A 15987-nucleotide genomic window follows, 5' to 3' on the forward strand; every position below is an offset into this window, starting at 1 on the left:
CGCAGTCCTCATATCTTGCATGCGAGGGCGTCATGAACCGAAGCCTGTTTCTTGGCGGTCTCCTCTCTGGGATCATGCTGCTTTTGGCCATCGTCTCCTTTGTGTGGACGCCGTTCGATCATGCGGTGATGAACATCCCCGACAAGCTCCAGACGCCAAATGGCACGCATCTGTTGGGTACTGATCATTTTGGCCGCGATATCCTGTCGATGGTGATGGTCGGCGCGCGCACCTCGCTGGCGGTGGCCCTGCTGGCCGTCGGCATCGGCATCGGTCTGGGCGTGCCGCTTGGACTGGCGGCAGCGGCAACGCGCGGATCTTGGCTGGATGAGGTCATCATGCGCGGCAATGATCTGGTCTTTGCCTTCCCCTCGCTGGTGATCGCGATCCTGATCACCGCCGTCTTTGGCCCCAGCGCGATCAATGCCATCATCGCCATCGGCATTTTCAACATCCCCGTCTTTGCGCGCGTGGCGCGGGGTGGCAGCCTCAGCCTCTGGGCGCGGGAGTTCATTCTGGCCGCACGGGTCGCGGGCAAGTCGCGCGCGCGGATCTCGGCAGAACATATCCTGCCCAACATCGCCAATCTCCTGATCGTGCAGGGCACCATCCAGTTCTCGCTTGGCATTCTGGCCGAGGCGGGGCTGTCCTACGTGGGTCTTGGCGCCCAGCCCCCGACCCCCAGTTGGGGCCGTATGCTCGCCGAGGCCCAGACCCTTGTGAGCCTTGCGCCGCATCTGGCGATTGTGCCGGGCTGCGCGATCATCGTCACCGTGGTGGGGCTGAACCTGCTCGGTGATGGCTTGCGCGACCGCTTTGATCCCCGCCTGATGGAGGGACGCGCATGAGCCTTTTGGATATTTCCAACCTTTCGCTCTCGATCGGGGCGCTGCCGATCCTGCGGGATGTGACATTATCGATTGCCGCAGGCGAGATCCTTGCGGTGACAGGCGAGAGTGGCTCCGGCAAGTCTATGACTGCGTTTTCCGTGATGCGTCTGCTGCCGCAGGCCGCCAAGATCCAAGGCGCAATCTATCTGGAGGATGAGGACCTCTGCGCCCTCTCTGAGGTTGAGATGTGCCAGCGGCGTGGGCGCGACATCGGCATGGTGTTTCAGGAACCGATGACGGCGCTCAACCCGGTGATGACCATCGGCGCGCAGGTGATGGAGACAATCCTGCTGCATACCGACACCAGCGCGGCAGATGCGAAAGCCGAGGCCGCGCGCGTGCTGACCCGTGTTGGCCTGCCTCCCGAACGGTTCCCGATGGACCGCTACCCGCATGAGCTGTCGGGTGGCCAGCGTCAGCGCGTGGTGATCGCCATGGCCATCGCGCTCAGGCCCAAACTGCTGATCGCGGATGAACCCACCACCGCGCTGGATGTGACCACGCAGGCGCAGATTCTGGATCTGCTGCGCGATCTGGTGCGCGAGTATGGCATGGGGTTGATGATCATCACCCATGACCTCGCGGTGGTCGCAGACCTTGCCGACCGGATCGTGGTGATGCGCAAGGGCGAAGTGGTGGAGCGCGGCCCCACCCTGAGCGTGCTGACCCATCAACGCCACCCCTACACACGGATGCTGTTTGAAGCCTCCGCCCATAAGGTCGCCCTGCCTGCTGCACCAGAGGCCCCCGCGCCCCTGCTAGAGGTCCGCAACGCCGTGCGCGACTACACCACGCCCCGCAAAGGCTGGCTTGGCAAACCGGGACTGTTTCGCGCGGTGAACAACGTCAGCTTCACGCTCCACAAGGGCGAGCGTCTGGGACTGGTGGGCGAGTCGGGCTGCGGCAAATCCACCCTGACCCGGGCCATTTTAGGCCTCGAAGAGCTGCAAGGCGGAGAGCTGCTGCTGAATGGTCAGCCGCTGTTGCAACAGCGCAGCCCCGCCCAGCGGCAAGCGATGCAGGTGGTGTTTCAGGACCCCTATGGCAGCTTTAACCCCCGCCACCGGGTGGAGCGACTGGTCACCGAACCGTTTCACCTGTCGCCGGATGCCCCAACGGGCCGCGCCCGGCAGGACCTGGTGGGTCAGGTGCTTGAGGACGTCGGCCTGTCGGCGGCGGACGCGCAGAAGTATCCGCATCAGTTTTCAGGCGGGCAACGTCAGCGCATAGCCATTGCACGCGCACTGATTACCCGGCCCGAACTCATCATCTTTGACGAGGCGGTCTCCGCGCTTGATGTCTCCGTGCGGGCGCGCACGCTCGACCTGATTGCCGATCTCTGCACGGCGTATGGGCTGACATACCTCTTTATCAGCCACGATCTGAGCGTGGTGCGCGAGGTCTGTGACCGGGTGCTGGTGATGCAAAAAGGTGAAATCGTCGAGCAAGGTCCGGTGGAAGAGGTCTTTACCGCGCCCAAACACGCCTACACCCAGACGCTGCTGGCCGCCGCCCCCGTGCTGCCGGATATCACGCCGACTGAACCGCTCGAGGCCCCGGCATGAGTGTCACGCTCTCGCTGATCCTGCCGCGAGAGCGTGGACGCTTTGCCACTCTTCTAGCCCCCTATTTTGCCGAGGTTGCCCCCGCCGCGCGGATTGACCCATCAGAACGTGCGGGTCAGTTGCTCAACCGTAAGGATGTGACGGCCTTCTGGATTCATGACGACGCCACGCGCGTCGGCTTTGCCATCGTGCTGAACCTGCCCGATGATCGGCGGGAGTTTTCTGAATTCATGGTCCTGCCACAGCACCGCCGCAAGGGGCTTGGGATGGAGGCCGCCGCGCTGATCCTCAATGAGTTTCCCGGCTTCTGGCGCATGGGGATTTCGCGCCATTCCATAGGCGCGGCCGCGTTTTGGGGCACCCGTCTGAGCCTGATGCCCAATATCGCAAATTTACGCGAAGGCGCGCCCTTCACCCCCCATCAGGTGAAGAGCTTTACCTTTGAAATCACAGATCCCTAGCAGCATTGGTGCCGCACGCGCAGGTCAGACGATCACATCGATGCGTTCTTGTGCGCCGACGCCAAACACCCGTTTGTAGCGCGCGATCTCATCCTTTGGACCCATCGCTTTTTCTGGGTTGTCCGACAGTTTGACCGTAGGGCGACCATTGGCCGACACCGCCTTGCAGACGACCGAGAACGGCGCGAGGCGGTCATCAGGCACAAGGCCCCGGAAATCGTTGGTCAACAACGTCCCCCAACCAAAGGAGGCCTTTACCCGGCCAGAGAACTGTTTGTGCAGCTCTGCGATCTTGTTGACGTCCAACCCATCGGAGAAGATCACCCGTTTTTCAGTTGGGTCTTCGCCGCGGTCCTGCCACCAGCGGATTGCGATCTCTGCCGCTGTGGCCGGATCACCGCTATCGATCCGAATGCCGGTCCAACCCGCCAGCCAATCCGGCGCATTCTGCAGGAACCCTTCGGTGCCATAAGTGTCGGGCAGAATGATACGCAGGTTGCCATCGTGTTCCTCGTGCCAGTCCGAAAGAACATCATAAGGCGCTTGCGCCAGCGCCTTGTCATCTTTGGCCAGCGCGGAATAAACCATCGGCAACTCATGCGCGTTGGTGCCGATGGCCTCCACCTCGCGCCGCATCGCAATGAGACAGTTGGATGTGCCGGTAAAGGAGCTGCCAAGCCCTTCCATCATCGCCTGCACGCACCAATCCTGCCACAGGAAACTATGACGGCGACGCGTGCCAAAATCCGCAATTCCCAACCCGTCAATCTGGCGCAATTGCTCGATTTTTTCCCAGACTTTCGTCATGGCGCGGGCATAGAGCACCTGCAATTCAAACCGGCCCATGTCATTCAGCACCGCGCGCGAGCGCAACTCCATCAGCACCGCAAGCGCCGGGATTTCCCAAAGCATCACCTCAGGCCATGACCCTTCAAAGGTCAGCTCGTATTGATCGCCCTTACGCTCCAGATGATAAGGCGGCAGGCGCAGATTTTCGAACCACTCCATAAAATCCGGGCGGAACATCTGGCGTTTGCCGTAAAACGTGTTGCCGCGCAGCCATGTGCTTTCGCCACGGCTCAGGCTCAGGGAACGGATATGATCCAACTGCTCGCGCAGCTCGCCTTCGTCAATGAGCCGGGCCAGCGGCACCTTGCCTGAGCGGTTGATCAGCGAAAATGTCACCTGAGTGTCCGGTTTGTTACGGAACACCGACTGGCACATCAGAAGCTTGTAGAAATCCGTATCGATCAGGGACCGGACAATGGGATCAATCTTCCACTTGTGATTGTAGACGCGCGTTGCAATATCCAAGGGATAACCTCTTCCGGTTGTTCACCGATTGATACGCAGTGTGCGCCCCTTGAGCAAGCAGTTCAACTGCGCACTGGCGTGCGCGCGGTATCGGCAAATGTCACCAACAAGTTCAAAAGCTCTTGTCGCGACAAAGGCTTGCTGAGGAACGTATCCATGCCTGCGTCAATACAGGCCTTGCGACTGGCGTCATCGACGTTGGCTGTAAGCGCTGCGATATAGGGCTGGGCGATGTCGAAATTGCGGATCGCGCGGGTGGCGTCCAACCCGTTGACTTCTGGCATCGACATATCCATCAGGATCACCTGCGGTCGGAAGCGTTTGGCCAACTCCTGAGCCTCAGCCCCGTTTTTGGCGAACCGCAAGTCAAGCGGCGCATCGGCGAGGAATTTGCGGATCAACAGGCGGTTGACGCGATTGTCCTCTGCCACCAAAAGCCGCAGCCCGTCTAGCTGGGTCAACTCCGGCAGGCTCACTGTATCTTTGATGTCATCGGGCAGGATCGCGGGACAGGTTCCGACCCCCAGATCGAGCGTCAGCGTAAAACACGACCCCTCGCCCGGCGTTGAGGTCACATGGATATCGCCGCCCATGGCCTGCGCCAGCCCGCGCGAAATCGAAAGCCCAAGCCCGCTGCCGCCGTATTTGCGCGAAATCGCATTATCGGCCTGCGAGAAGCGTTCAAATATGCAGTCGAGTTTGTCGGCGGGGATGCCGATCCCTGTGTCCTCCACCGCAATCGAGAGCGCGATTTCATCACCAGAGAGCACGGCGCTCAGGCGAATGGTCACGCTGCCGCTGGTGGTGAACTTCACCGCGTTGCCCACCAGATTAACAAGGATCTGGCGGAGTCTGCGGTCATCCCCAGTAACCCAGACCGGCACATCCGGGTCAATTTCGACCCCAAGCGCCAGTTGTTTTTCCTCTGCTTGACTGCTGAGAAGACGCGCGGTGTCGCGCACGCAGGCATGCAGATCAAAATCCACATTGAACAGCGAGACCCCGGCGGCGTTCATCCGCGACAAATCCAAAACATCATTGATCAGCGACAAGAGCGCCCGCGAGGAGCTCAGGATCGTGTCCGCATAAAGACGCTGGTCCTCGCTCAGATCGGTGGCCTGCAACATCTGCGTCATGCCAATCACACCATTCATAGGGGTGCGGAACTCGTGGCTCATGGTGGCGAGGAATTCTTCTTTGATGCGCGCGCCTTCTTCTGCGGCAAGGCGTGCCTCTTTCAATTGGCGTTCGTATTCCTTGGTGGCGGTGACATCACGTTCCACCGCGATATAGGTTTCAATCCGGCCCGTGTCGTCAAAGACCGGCACCTGATTGGTCTCAATCCAGATGTCCTCGCCATCCTTGCGCCGGTTGATCAGCTCCGCGCGGAAGGGTTTGCCCTTGATGCGACCTTCCTCGATGGTGCGCAGTGTGTCGGGATCGGTGTTGTCGCTGTTGAGAAGGTCGCCGGGATTGCGCCCGACCAATTCATCAAAGGAATAGCCCGTCAGGCGTGAAAACCCGTCGTTGACCCACCGCACGATGCCATCACGCCCGATCAGCATCACCCCGTCATTGGCGTGCTCTGCGATCATCGCGAGGCGTCGTGCCTCCTGCTTCTGATCAAAGAGACGCATATAAGCGTCCTCAAGCGCCTGTCGTTGCAGCGCCTGCGAGCGCAAGTTCCGACGCGAATTGCGGTGCCGCTTTTGCACAAGAACCAAGAACCAGATCTGCGCGAAGAAAAACGCCAAAAGCCCCGCAACCATCAGCTGCAAATCGGCACCATGGGTTTCATGCTGCCATAGCGTATGCGACGTCAGCGCCAGCGGCAGCAATGACAGCATGATCAAACGCACCGCCGCAGGCAGCGGGGTATAGCGATAATCAAGTGCCGCACTCAGTGCCGGGCCAAGCACAACACAAAGCGCAAAGAAGGGCTCTGCCAGAACCTCATGTTCGCCGCCTTGCATATGCATCTGCACATAGGGAATGACCGCAAAACCGCATACGCTGATGGCATAGAGCAGCGAAAACAGCAAAATGACCCGTTGTGCCTGCCGCAGAGAGCCGCCCTTATCCAGCTGCTCTGGGAGGCGGCGCAAATACGAGGTCTCGGCCTTGTCGGCGACGAGGTAGAACACAAAAAAGACCATCGGCCAAAGCGGACCAAAGATCAGCGACAGAACCAGCGTCAGCCCCGCGGCCGCAGCCATGCGTGCGTAAAACAACCGTGTGCGGATCGTCGCATAGCGCGTCATCAGCCCCCGAGGGCTGAATCGCAGATTGTGCTGCGACAGTGGTCCGTCCGTATCAGGCTGTGTCTGCTCCATGTCCCATTGATCCGGTTGTACCCGCCCTCAAATGACGAGCTCCGATTTTTTGTAGTGGTTCGAGATTAACAAATGCCCCTAGACTTCATGAAAATTTCACGCCCCTTTGACGCATATTCTCGATTTGCGTATCGAGCGAGCCATCCAGATCAATGGCACGGCAGGCCTCCAGCACAACTTCTACGGAAAAACCAAGCCGTCTGGCATCGAGAGCGGAAAACGCCACGCAAAAATCAGTGGCCAGTCCAACCAGTGTCAGATCGGTAATGCCACGGGTGCGCAAATACCCCTCAAGCCCGGTCGGAGTCGTCTGATCATTTTCAAAAAACGCCGAATAGCTGTCGACCTCAGGGCGAAATCCTTTGCGGATAATGAGGTCGCCATCCGTGCGCAATTGCGGGTGAAACGCCGCCCCCTTACTGCCCTGCACGCAATGGTCCGGCCACATAACCTGTTGACCATACGACATTTCCACCGTGTCAAAAGGCACCCGCCCCGGATGCGAACTGGCAAAGGAGGAATGCCCCGACGGATGCCAGTCCTGCGTCAGGATCACCGTGTCAAATCGATCGATCATGGAATTGATCGGCGTCACCACCTGATCGCCCTCGGGCACCGAGAGATTGCCGCCCGGACAAAAATCGTTTTGCACATCAATGACCAGCAGAGCCTCTGCCATCGCCGCCTCCATTACCGCTTTTATTAACCAAAAGGAAACTGCGCCCTCGGGACATGCAAGTGCAATCACCCTCTGGGAGATTGTAGCACTTTGCGCCTGTGACTTAATAGTCAGTCAATTGTGCATTTCAGGTGTTTGTTTTGGCGCGAATGCTTGACTTTTTCGCATCTTGCAAAAGGCGGCAACTCGCTCTATCCGCCCTTGTATGTATACCATTGCCGCACTCTATCAGTTCTCCCGTTTCCCCGATCCCGCCGCCCTAAAGCCGGCGCTTCTCGACTTGTGCCTTGCGCAAGATGTGATGGGATCGCTTCTGTTGGCTCAAGAAGGCATCAACGGCACCATCGCCGGGCCGCGCGCGGGCATTGATGCGGTTCTGGCGCATATCAGATCCCTACCCGGCTGCGCCGATCTGGAATGGAAAGAGGCCAGCGCCGACCATCCCCCTTTTGGCAAAATGAAAGTGCGCCTGAAAAAAGAGATCGTCACCATGGGCCAGCCCAATGTCGATCCGCGCGCCTCTGTCGGCCATTACGTGGAGCCGGAAGACTGGAACGATCTGATCCGTTCTGACGATGTGGTGGTGATTGATACCCGCAATGATTACGAGGTGGCCATCGGTACTTTTGAGGGCGCGATTGACCCTAAGACCGAGAGCTTTCGTGACTTCCCGAACTGGTGGGAAGAGAACAAAGACCGCTTTCACAACAAACGGGTGGCGATGTTCTGCACGGGCGGTATCCGCTGCGAGAAATCCACCAACTTCCTGCTTGGTCAGGGCATCGAGGATGTCTACCATCTGAAGGGCGGCATCCTGCGGTATCTTGAAGAAATGCCACAAGAAAACAGCAGCTGGCAGGGTGAGTGTTTCGTCTTTGATAACCGAGTCTCAGTGGGCCACGGGCTGAAGGAAGGCCCGCACGAACTGTGCCACGGTTGCCGCCGCCCGATCCTGCCCGAAGACAGGCTGCGCCCGGAATTTGAGGCTGGTGTGTCTTGTCACAATTGCATCAATGAGACCAGCGAGCACGACAAGATGCGTTTTCGCGAGCGGCAGAAACAAATCCGGCTGGCCCGCGAACGTGGCGAAGTGGTCTAAGCCCCATCTCCGCCTAGCGACATATGAGCCGGAGCCTCACCTGCGAGGACACGCGCGTGACACTTCGTCAGCAGCGCCTCGTAGTTTCGCGTCCAAGTGTTTGTGTCAAAAAGCGTTGAGGCATGGCGGCATTCTTTGATCTTACGCTTCAGCGCCTGCAACTCCCCTGTGTCTGTGGCGATACGCACCGCCGCCGCGACGTAGGTCTCTTTGCTGTCAGTTGAAAGCTCGGGCACCCCGGCGGCTGACATGATGCTGGCTGCCACACGCGCCGCGAACTGACGCCCGCAGAGCGTCAGCAGCGGCACCCCTGCCCAAAGCGCGTCAGATGCAGTTGTGTGTGCGTTGTACGCAAAGCAATCCAAACAGAGATCGACCTGCGCGATCCGCTCAAGATGCTCCTGTTGCGACAAGGACCCGCAGGGCAGGATGCGCGCCGCGTCAATTCCATGGGCCTCTGCGCGGCTTGCCAATTCTGCGGACAGGTCGTTTTTGCCCGCATAAAACAGCAGCACCGAGTTTGGCACCTGCCGCAGAATATCCATCCATGTTGCGAACTCTGACGGACCCACCTTATGCGGGTGGTTGAAATTGGCGAAAATGAACTTGTCCTCGGGCAGGCCGAACTTTGAGCGCGGATGCGCGCCCGTTGGCACGACACGCGCATTATTGGTGGGCTGGTAACACCCCGGCATCCGCAGGATTTGCTCGCTGTAATATTGCTCATCCCCTGCTGGAATGGTGATATTGTCGGCGATCATATAGTCCATTTCCGCCATGGCCGTAGTGCCCGGAAAGCCAAGAAACGACACCTGAATCGGGGCCACCCGACGGGCAAATATCATCGGCCGAGAGTCGGTCGTCCTCCCCTTCAGATCCACGGCGATATCCAGGTGATCCCGGCGCGCAAGCTCTGCGGTCTGGATGGGACTAAGCGCGCTTACATCCTGATAGACATCGGCAAAATCGCGAATGATCTGATGCTGTCGGCACCGGGGGGCCGGCGTGAAATCATAGACGTAGAACTCAAACCCCGCCCGGTCATGCGCTTTGAACACCCCTTCCATCAGATGCATGGTGGCGTGCTCGCGAAAATCCGCAGAAAAATATCCGATACGAATTTTATCGTGGGGCGCGTGTGGTGGCAGCGGTTGCGCCACGACTTTGGGGGCGCTGAAGCGTGAAAACCTCAGCTGTACCGCCGGATCATCGACGAAGGTCAAAAGCATCAGCGGATCAATTACAAAATCCCCATCCAGAAGCGCCGCCAGCGCCGCATCTTCCTCCTGCTGGTCACCCCATTGCAAATACCGCCGTTTGAGACGAAGCACCCAAGGCAGGGCGAGCACGTTCTGTGGATCGCGCGCCAGTGTTTCACTCAACACCGCGAGTGCCTCCTGATCCCGCCCGGCGTCCACCAGACGCAAACCAAACGCCGCAAGAAACACCGGATTCCCCGGCGCAAATTTCAACGCCCTAGCTTGCGCCGCCAATACATCAGCCTGCTTTCCCTGCGTATCGGCGATGGCGCGCGCGAGATAGTGATAGCTGAGCGCCGTCTCCCCTTCTTCGCGCAACGAACGAAGCAACAAGTGCTTGGCCTCAATGGGGTTCTCACTTTTCAACTGCCTGACCGCATTTACAAAAAGCGGCGGATTAAGGCCTGACGGGAATGCGATGGTCATCGGAGTGTTCACAGCCTGAAACGTTGCACAATGTGCGTCGGTTTCAGTTCTGTCAGAAATACATTAAAATCTCTTCAAAACGTCATAAGGTTCAAAGCCCCCAAAAGGGTTCGCGTCGACCCTACGACCCGCGCGAAGATATTGCAGAAAAAGAGATTTTTGCAGCGCTCATCTGCGCTGCGGCGGCAAACCCTCTGACGCGCAAGGCAGACCTCTTTGATGCTTTGCGCTTGGCATTCCGGCGAGAGGCATCAGGCCCCTCACCGGTATCGGTTAATCTCAGGGCAGCAAAGACAGCCGCTTTAGGAAGAGCGCCTTTACGGCCTCTGCATCCACGTCCATCGCCACATGGGTATCGCCGCGACCGTCCTCGGCCAGCTGCGTCTTGCCAGAGGTGTCTTCTTCGACCGAAACCCCGAGCTTGACAGCGCGGGTCTTGAACAGATCGGCGTGGGTGCAGGCGATCACCGCCGCGGGATCATGCAGGGAGCAGCCATTGAGGTTTGCAACCTCCTGATAGAACTTGATGTAGAACACGCTCATATCCTTGAGCATGCCACCCAGTTCCGGCGAGCGTTCCTTGATGCCGTCGAAATCTTCCGGGGTGCAAAGGATCTTGAGCGTCACATCCAGCCCAACCATCACCACCTTGCCCGCAGCGGCGGCAAAAACCACCTCGGCGGCATGGGGGTCATGGTAGATATTGGCCTCAGCGTGGGGTGTGATATTGCCGCCTGCTTCAAGCGAGCCGCCCATAATGACGATGCGTTTGCAGTTTTTTACAAACTCCGGGTCACGCTGAACGGCAAGGGCGATATTGGTAAGCGGACCCACCGGGCAAACCACCAGCTCGCCTTTGTGCTCGCGCGCCATGCGGATCAGGAAATCGGCGGCCTCTTCAGAAACCGCCTGCCCCTTCGGATCGGCGGCGGGAATGTCGCCAAATCCCTCGTCGCCATGCACATGGGCCGAAGGCTCAAACGGCGGCAACACCAGCGGCTTTTCCGCGCCATGCGCGACGGGCAGCTCCAGATCGGCGGCTTCCAGCAAGCGCAGCGCGTTGCGAGTGGCCGTCTTGGTGGTCACATTGCCAAAGATGGTTGTCAGCCCCAAAAGCTCGATATCCGGAGCGGCGGCGGCGTAGAAGATTGCCATTGCGTCGTCGATGCCGGGGTCTGTGTCGATGATGAGTTTTGTTGTCATTTTTATACCTACGACTGATTAATCGAGCGGGTGTAGCACTTCTGTTAGCGGCAACTCAAGACTGCCAGCCTTTCGAATACACGACAACTGTATCAGAAAAATGCCCGCCTTCTTAGGAAGACGGGCACCAGAGTTTTGATCTGTTTGAGCCAGATCAGGTGTTGAACAAGAAGTGCATCACATCGCCGTCTTTGACGATGTAGCCCTTGCCTTCTGCCCGCATTTTGCCCGCTTCCTTAGCGCCAGCTTCACCGCCACAGGCCACATAATCATCATAGGCGATGGTCTCAGCACGGATGAAACCTTTTTCAAAATCGCCATGGATCACGCCTGCTGCCTGCGGTGCGGCGGTGCCAGAGCGAATGGTCCAGGCACGCGCTTCCTTGGGGCCGACGGTGAAATAGGTCTCAAGATGCAACAGCTCGTAGCCTGCGCGGATCAACCGGTCGAGCCCAGCCTCTGCGAGACCCATCTCATCGAGAAACATCTGCGCCTCTTCCGGCTCCAACTGGCTGATTTCTTCCTCGATTTGCGCCGAAATGATCACATGCGCGTTACCTTGAGCCGCGGCCATCTCGGCCACTTTGGTGGAATGCGCATTGCCTTCAACGCTCTCGCTTTCGCCAACGTTGCAGACGTAAAGCACCGGTTTGGTGGTCAGAAGCTGCAGCATGGTCCATGCCTTCTGATCCTCGGCATCGACCTCGACCAGCCGGGCGGGTTTGCCGTCTTCGAGCATCGCCTGAGCCTCTGCCAGCAGACGGTCCTGCTGCTGGGCTTCTTTGTCATTGCCCTTGAGTTTACGCACGAGGTTGGCGCGGCGTTTTTCGATGCTCTCAAGATCCGCCAGCATCAGCTCAGTTTCGATGGTGTCCGCATCCGCAACCGGGTCCACACGACCGTCCACATGGGTGACGTCACCGTCCTCAAAACACCGCAAAACATGGGCGATTGCGTCCACTTCGCGAATATTGGCGAGGAACTGATTGCCCAGGCCTTCGCCCTTGGATGCGCCTTTAACAAGGCCCGCGATATCCACAAACGTCATGCGCGTGGGGATGATCTGCTTGGACTGTGCAATCTCCGCCAGTTTCTCAAGGCGCGCGTCGGGAACGCCCACCTCGCCCACGTTCGGCTCGATCGTGCAGAACGGAAAGTTGGCCGCCTGCGCCGAGGCGGTTTTGGTCAGCGCGTTGAACAGGGTCGACTTGCCGACATTCGGCAGACCCACGATTCCCATTTTAAAGCCCATACCGGCCTCCTGATGCCATTTGGGAGCCAGCACTTAGGCTCTAATGGCTGTTTTCGCAAGCGCGCAGCACCGATGACAGGCGATGGGCCGACGTTGACCGGCGCCCGACACATTCTATTATTATAATTTAACGCACCCCAAGCGCCGGATGCCCCGGCACAGGTCGCCAACAAACAGTGAGGTTTGCATGCGTAAGACGATCTCTGTTTTGACTTTAGTTTCAGCGCTTTTGCATGGTCCGATGCTATCCGCACAGGAGCTCACTTTTGGCTTGGGATATGCAGATTTCCACGCTGACACTGCCGAGAGTGGTCCCTATTTCTCAGCCGAGTATCTCGGCGTGCGCGATTGGCAATTTCTGGGATTTGATACGGGCTTTGGTCTGGCTGGCCACATCCATGAAACGGGTGACGCCTTTCTGGGCGGCGGATTGCAGGCTCAGCGTCCCTTTGGTCAGGGTTGGTTCATTGAGGCCAGCATCATGCCGGGGCTCTTTTTTGAAAGCTCCTCGCGCAATGATCTGGGCTCCACCTTTGAAATCCGCTCCTTGCTCGGCATCGGGCGTGACTTGCGAGGCGGCAGGCGTCTGTCGTTGGCGCTGACGCATATCTCCAATGCGTCGCTGGGTGACGAAAACCCCGGCCTCAATACCATCTCTTTGCGCCTGCACACGCCCTTGGGCCGAAACCCACCCGGTTAAAGCGGCGCATCTCAGCGGTCATAGCTGTCGTGCGGGATTGATTTTACCGATAAGTTTCGGCACATCAGACGGGCAACAGAGATCTATAAAGGCCTGCCCATGACCCGCCCCACCACACGCATCGATGCCAAGTTTGCTGAACTCTCTGCCGCGGGCAAGAAGGCCTTCGTGACCTATGTGATGGCAGGCGATCCCGATTATGACACCTCGCTCGAAGTGGTCAAAGGCCTGCCCGCAGCGGGCGTTGATGTGATCGAACTGGGCCTGCCCTTCACCGATCCCATGGCGGACGGCCCTACCATTCAGCTTGCCGGGCAGCGCGCCCTGGAAGCCGGCATGACGCTGGAGCGCACACTGCAGCTCGCCCGTGACTTCCGCAAAGAAGACACCACCACCCCCATTGTTTTGATGGGCTACTACAACCCGATCTACTCGCGCGGCGTCGACACATTCCTGAGCGACGCCAAGGAAGCAGGCATCGACGGGCTGATTGTGGTGGACCTGCCACCGGAGGAAGACAGCGAACTCTGCCTGCCTGCACAGGCTGCGGGTCTGAACTTCATTCGTCTTGCGACCCCCACCACCGATGACGCCCGCCTGCCGCGCGTGCTGCAGAACACATCTGGGTTTGTCTATTATGTCTCGATCACCGGCATCACCGGTGCCGCCGAGGCAGAAGCCGCCGATGTTGGCCCCGAGGTTGCCCGCATTAAGGCCGCCACCGATCTGCCGATCATCGTGGGCTTTGGCATCAAGACCCCGGAACGTGCTCAGACCATCGCCTCCATCTCCGATGGCGCTGTTGTCGGCAGCGCGATTGTTGCCGAAATCGGCGCGGGCAAATCCCCGGCAGAGGTGCTGGCGTTTGTGAAATCTCTGGCGGATGGCGCGCACGCCGGTTGACCGCACATCATGTGCCATAGGCGGCGACCATGCGCGCCTATGGCAAAGCTCCCCTAAGGGTAGAGCGTCGGCTTGCGCTTTGGGCCGACTTCCGGTCGGAGTGCCCGCGCCATCACACTCAACAGCTTTTGCTTGCGGATCGGCTTGGCGACATGATCGCTCATCCCACTGGCGAGGTAGCTCTTGATCTGATGCACCAGCGCATTGGCAGAGACTGCAATAATCGGCACCGCCTCGCGGCCGGAGGCCTGTTCCTCTTGGCGGATCAATGCGGTTGCAGAGACCCCGTCCAATAGCGGCATATTGACGTCCATCAGCACCAGATCCGGGCGCTCGCGGCGCCATGCCTTCACCGCTTCTTCGCCATTGTCGACCCAGTGCAGGTCCAAATCGCACTCTCGCAAAATGTGGTGCAGCACCATCCGATTGGTTCGGTTGTCTTCCGCCACCAAGACCTTCCAACGGCGCGCATTCAGGATTTCCAGCGCATTGTCATCCTGCGCATCCGGCAATTTCTGCGCAGGTTCCGCCCTTGCGACCTGAAACGTCGCGCAAAACTCACTGCCATCCCCTTCGGCGCTCCGGCAGGTCAGTGTCCCCCCCATGCGCTCACAAATCTGGCGCGCAATCGCAAGCCCGAGCCCGGTCCCACCATGGCTGCGGTGAATGCTCGCATCCGCCTGCATATAGGGCTCAAACAGGCGGTCCGCCTGCTGCGCGGACAGGCCAACCCCGGTATCGCGCACCGTGACAGACAGCAGGAAGGCCCCGTTTCGGGCAGGCTCCATGCTGGCTGATAGGGCAATTGCACCGGCATCGGTGAACTTGACCGCGTTCGACAAGAGATTGGTCAGCACCTGTTGAAACCGGGTTGGATCAATGTTGACCCATGCCACGCCTGCGGCCAATTCTCCCCCATAGAGCGTGGTAAAGCTGAGCCCCTTTGCCTCGATACGTGGCTTGAACTGGCGACACACCAGTTCCATCAGGGCCACCACATCCGTCGGCAGGCGCTCAAGTTCAAGTTTGCCCTCCTCGATCTTCGACAGATCGAGAATATCGTCGACAATGTTCAACAGCAGCTGCCCACTTTCGCGCAACACGCCTAGAATCTGGGACTGACCCTCAGCCAATGCGGTATCGGCAAGCGCTGACGCCATGCCCAACACACCATTCAGAGGCGTGCGAATCTCGTGGCTCATTGTGGCCAGGAATTGGGTTTTTGCCGCACTTTCCGCTTCGGCCTCGGCGCGATCACGCGCCAGATCCTCGGTGCGTTCTTTCACCATCCGGTCAACTTGCCGCGCCAATGACACCAAAGACGCATTTGCCCGACGCAGCGATTGCGATTTACGCTGCACCGTCTCCTCGAGTTCTTCACGTAGGGCGCGCTCACGCGCCAGTTCGGCGCGCAACTCCGCATGACTGGCGTCATCGTCTCGACGCTGTGGAGGGTGGGGATCTTCTGTCGTTACTGTCATGAGGCGATCAACCACAAGCGCGCGCCCTGCCGTCCGCGGCAGGGCCTATCATCCGGCAGGATCGCTTTGCGGTCGGAAAAGGCGAAAAAGCGCCCGCTGCACCGACCTACATCTGCACACACAACTCTCACGTTGCCTCTACCTCCAACTGACGCTGCTGCCTCTTGGCTGCGGCCCCGGCAAAAATAACCGTTTGGCAGGCATCAGGTCCAAAAATCAAGAAACGACCCCGGTTGCTCTGCAATCGGGGCGGTGCAAATTCAAAGCTGCGCGGTGGTCAGCTGCAGAAACTCCGGCAATTCTCCAGAAGTTTCACCCTGATCGGTTTGCGCAGTATGACATAGCGATTCCGGCAGGTGTTAACCGATAAACTTGCACAAAACCGTAAACGCAAGATTACGATGGGCTGGCTTGTCAGGGTA

General features: G+C 59.0%; 13 protein-coding genes. 6 read left to right on the plus strand and 7 right to left on the minus strand.

What is annotated here, in order from left to right:
- Window positions 1-32: 32 nt before the first annotated feature.
- The 3 genes from K529_RS17980 to K529_RS17990 are packed head-to-tail and all read left to right on the plus strand — an operon-like array spanning window position 33 to window position 2916.
- Window positions 33-848 (plus strand): ABC transporter permease, encoded by an 816-nt coding sequence (locus K529_RS17980; protein ID WP_009176077.1) that lies wholly within the window; start codon window positions 33-35, stop codon window positions 846-848.
- Complete coding sequence (locus K529_RS17985) at window positions 845-2455, plus strand: ABC transporter ATP-binding protein (protein ID WP_046002572.1); 1611 nt, start codon at window positions 845-847, stop codon at window positions 2453-2455. The genes K529_RS17980 and K529_RS17985 overlap by 4 nt, the downstream gene beginning before the upstream one ends.
- The gene (locus K529_RS17990; protein WP_005620466.1) at window positions 2452-2916 is read left to right on the plus strand and encodes a GNAT family N-acetyltransferase; all 465 of its coding nucleotides are present in this window, start codon (window positions 2452-2454) and stop codon (window positions 2914-2916) included. The genes K529_RS17985 and K529_RS17990 overlap by 4 nt, the downstream gene beginning before the upstream one ends.
- 24 nt (window positions 2917-2940) lie before the next feature.
- Here the strand turns inward: K529_RS17990 and pncB are convergent, their stop codons facing one another.
- The 3 genes from pncB to pncA form a co-directional block, all read right to left on the minus strand.
- On the minus strand, window positions 2941-4230 hold the full coding sequence (gene pncB / locus K529_RS17995; protein WP_005620468.1) for a nicotinate phosphoribosyltransferase: 1290 nt from the start codon (window positions 4228-4230) through the stop codon (window positions 2941-2943).
- A gap of 62 nt (window positions 4231-4292) precedes the next feature.
- Window positions 4293-6563, minus strand: a complete 2271-nt coding sequence (locus tag K529_RS18000; RefSeq protein WP_005620470.1) for a PAS domain-containing sensor histidine kinase — start codon at window positions 6561-6563, stop codon at window positions 4293-4295.
- An 85-nt stretch (window positions 6564-6648) separates the two neighbouring features.
- Window positions 6649-7242 carry a bifunctional nicotinamidase/pyrazinamidase gene (pncA, locus tag K529_RS18005; RefSeq protein WP_227512293.1) on the minus strand — a complete coding sequence of 198 codons (594 nt, stop codon included), beginning with the start codon at window positions 7240-7242 and terminating at the stop codon, window positions 6649-6651.
- A gap of 205 nt (window positions 7243-7447) precedes the next feature.
- Between pncA and trhO the strand changes: the two genes are divergently transcribed.
- Window positions 7448-8341 (plus strand): oxygen-dependent tRNA uridine(34) hydroxylase TrhO, encoded by an 894-nt coding sequence (gene trhO, locus K529_RS18010; RefSeq protein ID WP_005620474.1) that lies wholly within the window; start codon window positions 7448-7450, stop codon window positions 8339-8341.
- Here trhO and K529_RS18015 read toward each other — a convergent pair.
- From K529_RS18015 to ychF, 3 genes are all read right to left on the minus strand, one after another.
- The gene (locus tag K529_RS18015) at window positions 8338-10026 is read right to left on the minus strand and encodes an O-linked N-acetylglucosamine transferase, SPINDLY family protein (protein WP_005620476.1); all 1689 of its coding nucleotides are present in this window, start codon (window positions 10024-10026) and stop codon (window positions 8338-8340) included. The genes trhO and K529_RS18015 overlap by 4 nt on opposite strands.
- A 279-nt stretch (window positions 10027-10305) precedes the next feature.
- On the minus strand, window positions 10306-11229 hold the full coding sequence (locus tag K529_RS18020; RefSeq protein WP_005620478.1) for a nucleoside hydrolase: 924 nt from the start codon (window positions 11227-11229) through the stop codon (window positions 10306-10308).
- Window positions 11230-11383: 154 nt separating this feature from the next.
- Window positions 11384-12481: a redox-regulated ATPase YchF gene (gene ychF / locus K529_RS18025; protein WP_005620482.1), complete on the minus strand. Its 1098-nt coding sequence runs from the start codon at window positions 12479-12481 to the stop codon at window positions 11384-11386.
- Between the two features lie 187 nt (window positions 12482-12668).
- On the opposite strand from ychF, the gene K529_RS18030 reads away from it, so the two are divergent.
- Both K529_RS18030 and trpA read left to right on the plus strand, forming a co-directional pair.
- Window positions 12669-13181, plus strand: a complete 513-nt coding sequence (locus K529_RS18030; RefSeq protein WP_005620483.1) for an acyloxyacyl hydrolase — start codon at window positions 12669-12671, stop codon at window positions 13179-13181.
- A gap of 99 nt (window positions 13182-13280) precedes the next feature.
- Window positions 13281-14084, plus strand: a complete 804-nt coding sequence (gene trpA / locus K529_RS18035; protein WP_005620485.1) for a tryptophan synthase subunit alpha — start codon at window positions 13281-13283, stop codon at window positions 14082-14084.
- Window positions 14085-14137: 53 nt separating this feature from the next.
- On the opposite strand, the gene K529_RS18040 is transcribed toward trpA, so the two are convergent.
- On the minus strand, window positions 14138-15565 hold the full coding sequence (locus K529_RS18040; protein ID WP_227512292.1) for an ATP-binding protein: 1428 nt from the start codon (window positions 15563-15565) through the stop codon (window positions 14138-14140).
- Between the last annotated feature and the right edge of the window lie 422 nt (window positions 15566-15987).

Origin of the sequence: Tritonibacter mobilis F1926, from assembly GCF_000376545.2 — a bacterium.
GTDB classification, from domain to species: Bacteria; Pseudomonadota; Alphaproteobacteria; order Rhodobacterales; family Rhodobacteraceae; genus Epibacterium; species Epibacterium mobile.

What these genes read in the sequence shown, in the direction of transcription:
- K529_RS17980 (WP_009176077.1), top strand. Translation starts at nt 33, where the DNA reads ATGAACCGAAGCCTGTTTCTTGGCGGTCTCCTCTCTGGGATCATGCTG.
- K529_RS17985 (WP_046002572.1), top strand. Translation starts at nt 845, where the DNA reads ATGAGCCTTTTGGATATTTCCAACCTTTCGCTCTCGATCGGGGCGCTG.
- K529_RS17990 (WP_005620466.1), top strand. Translation starts at nt 2,452, where the DNA reads ATGAGTGTCACGCTCTCGCTGATCCTGCCGCGAGAGCGTGGACGCTTT.
- K529_RS18000 (WP_005620470.1), bottom strand. Translation starts at nt 6,563, where the DNA reads ATGGAGCAGACACAGCCTGATACGGACGGACCACTGTCGCAGCACAAT.
- pncA (WP_227512293.1), bottom strand. Translation starts at nt 7,242, where the DNA reads ATGGCAGAGGCTCTGCTGGTCATTGATGTGCAAAACGATTTTTGTCCG.
- trhO (WP_005620474.1), top strand. Translation starts at nt 7,448, where the DNA reads ATGTATACCATTGCCGCACTCTATCAGTTCTCCCGTTTCCCCGATCCC.
- K529_RS18015 (WP_005620476.1), bottom strand. Translation starts at nt 10,026, where the DNA reads ATGACCATCGCATTCCCGTCAGGCCTTAATCCGCCGCTTTTTGTAAAT.
- K529_RS18020 (WP_005620478.1), bottom strand. Translation starts at nt 11,229, where the DNA reads ATGACAACAAAACTCATCATCGACACAGACCCCGGCATCGACGACGCA.
- ychF (WP_005620482.1), bottom strand. Translation starts at nt 12,481, where the DNA reads ATGGGCTTTAAAATGGGAATCGTGGGTCTGCCGAATGTCGGCAAGTCG.
- K529_RS18030 (WP_005620483.1), top strand. Translation starts at nt 12,669, where the DNA reads ATGCGTAAGACGATCTCTGTTTTGACTTTAGTTTCAGCGCTTTTGCAT.
- trpA (WP_005620485.1), top strand. Translation starts at nt 13,281, where the DNA reads ATGACCCGCCCCACCACACGCATCGATGCCAAGTTTGCTGAACTCTCT.
- K529_RS18040 (WP_227512292.1), bottom strand. Translation starts at nt 15,565, where the DNA reads ATGACAGTAACGACAGAAGATCCCCACCCTCCACAGCGTCGAGACGAT.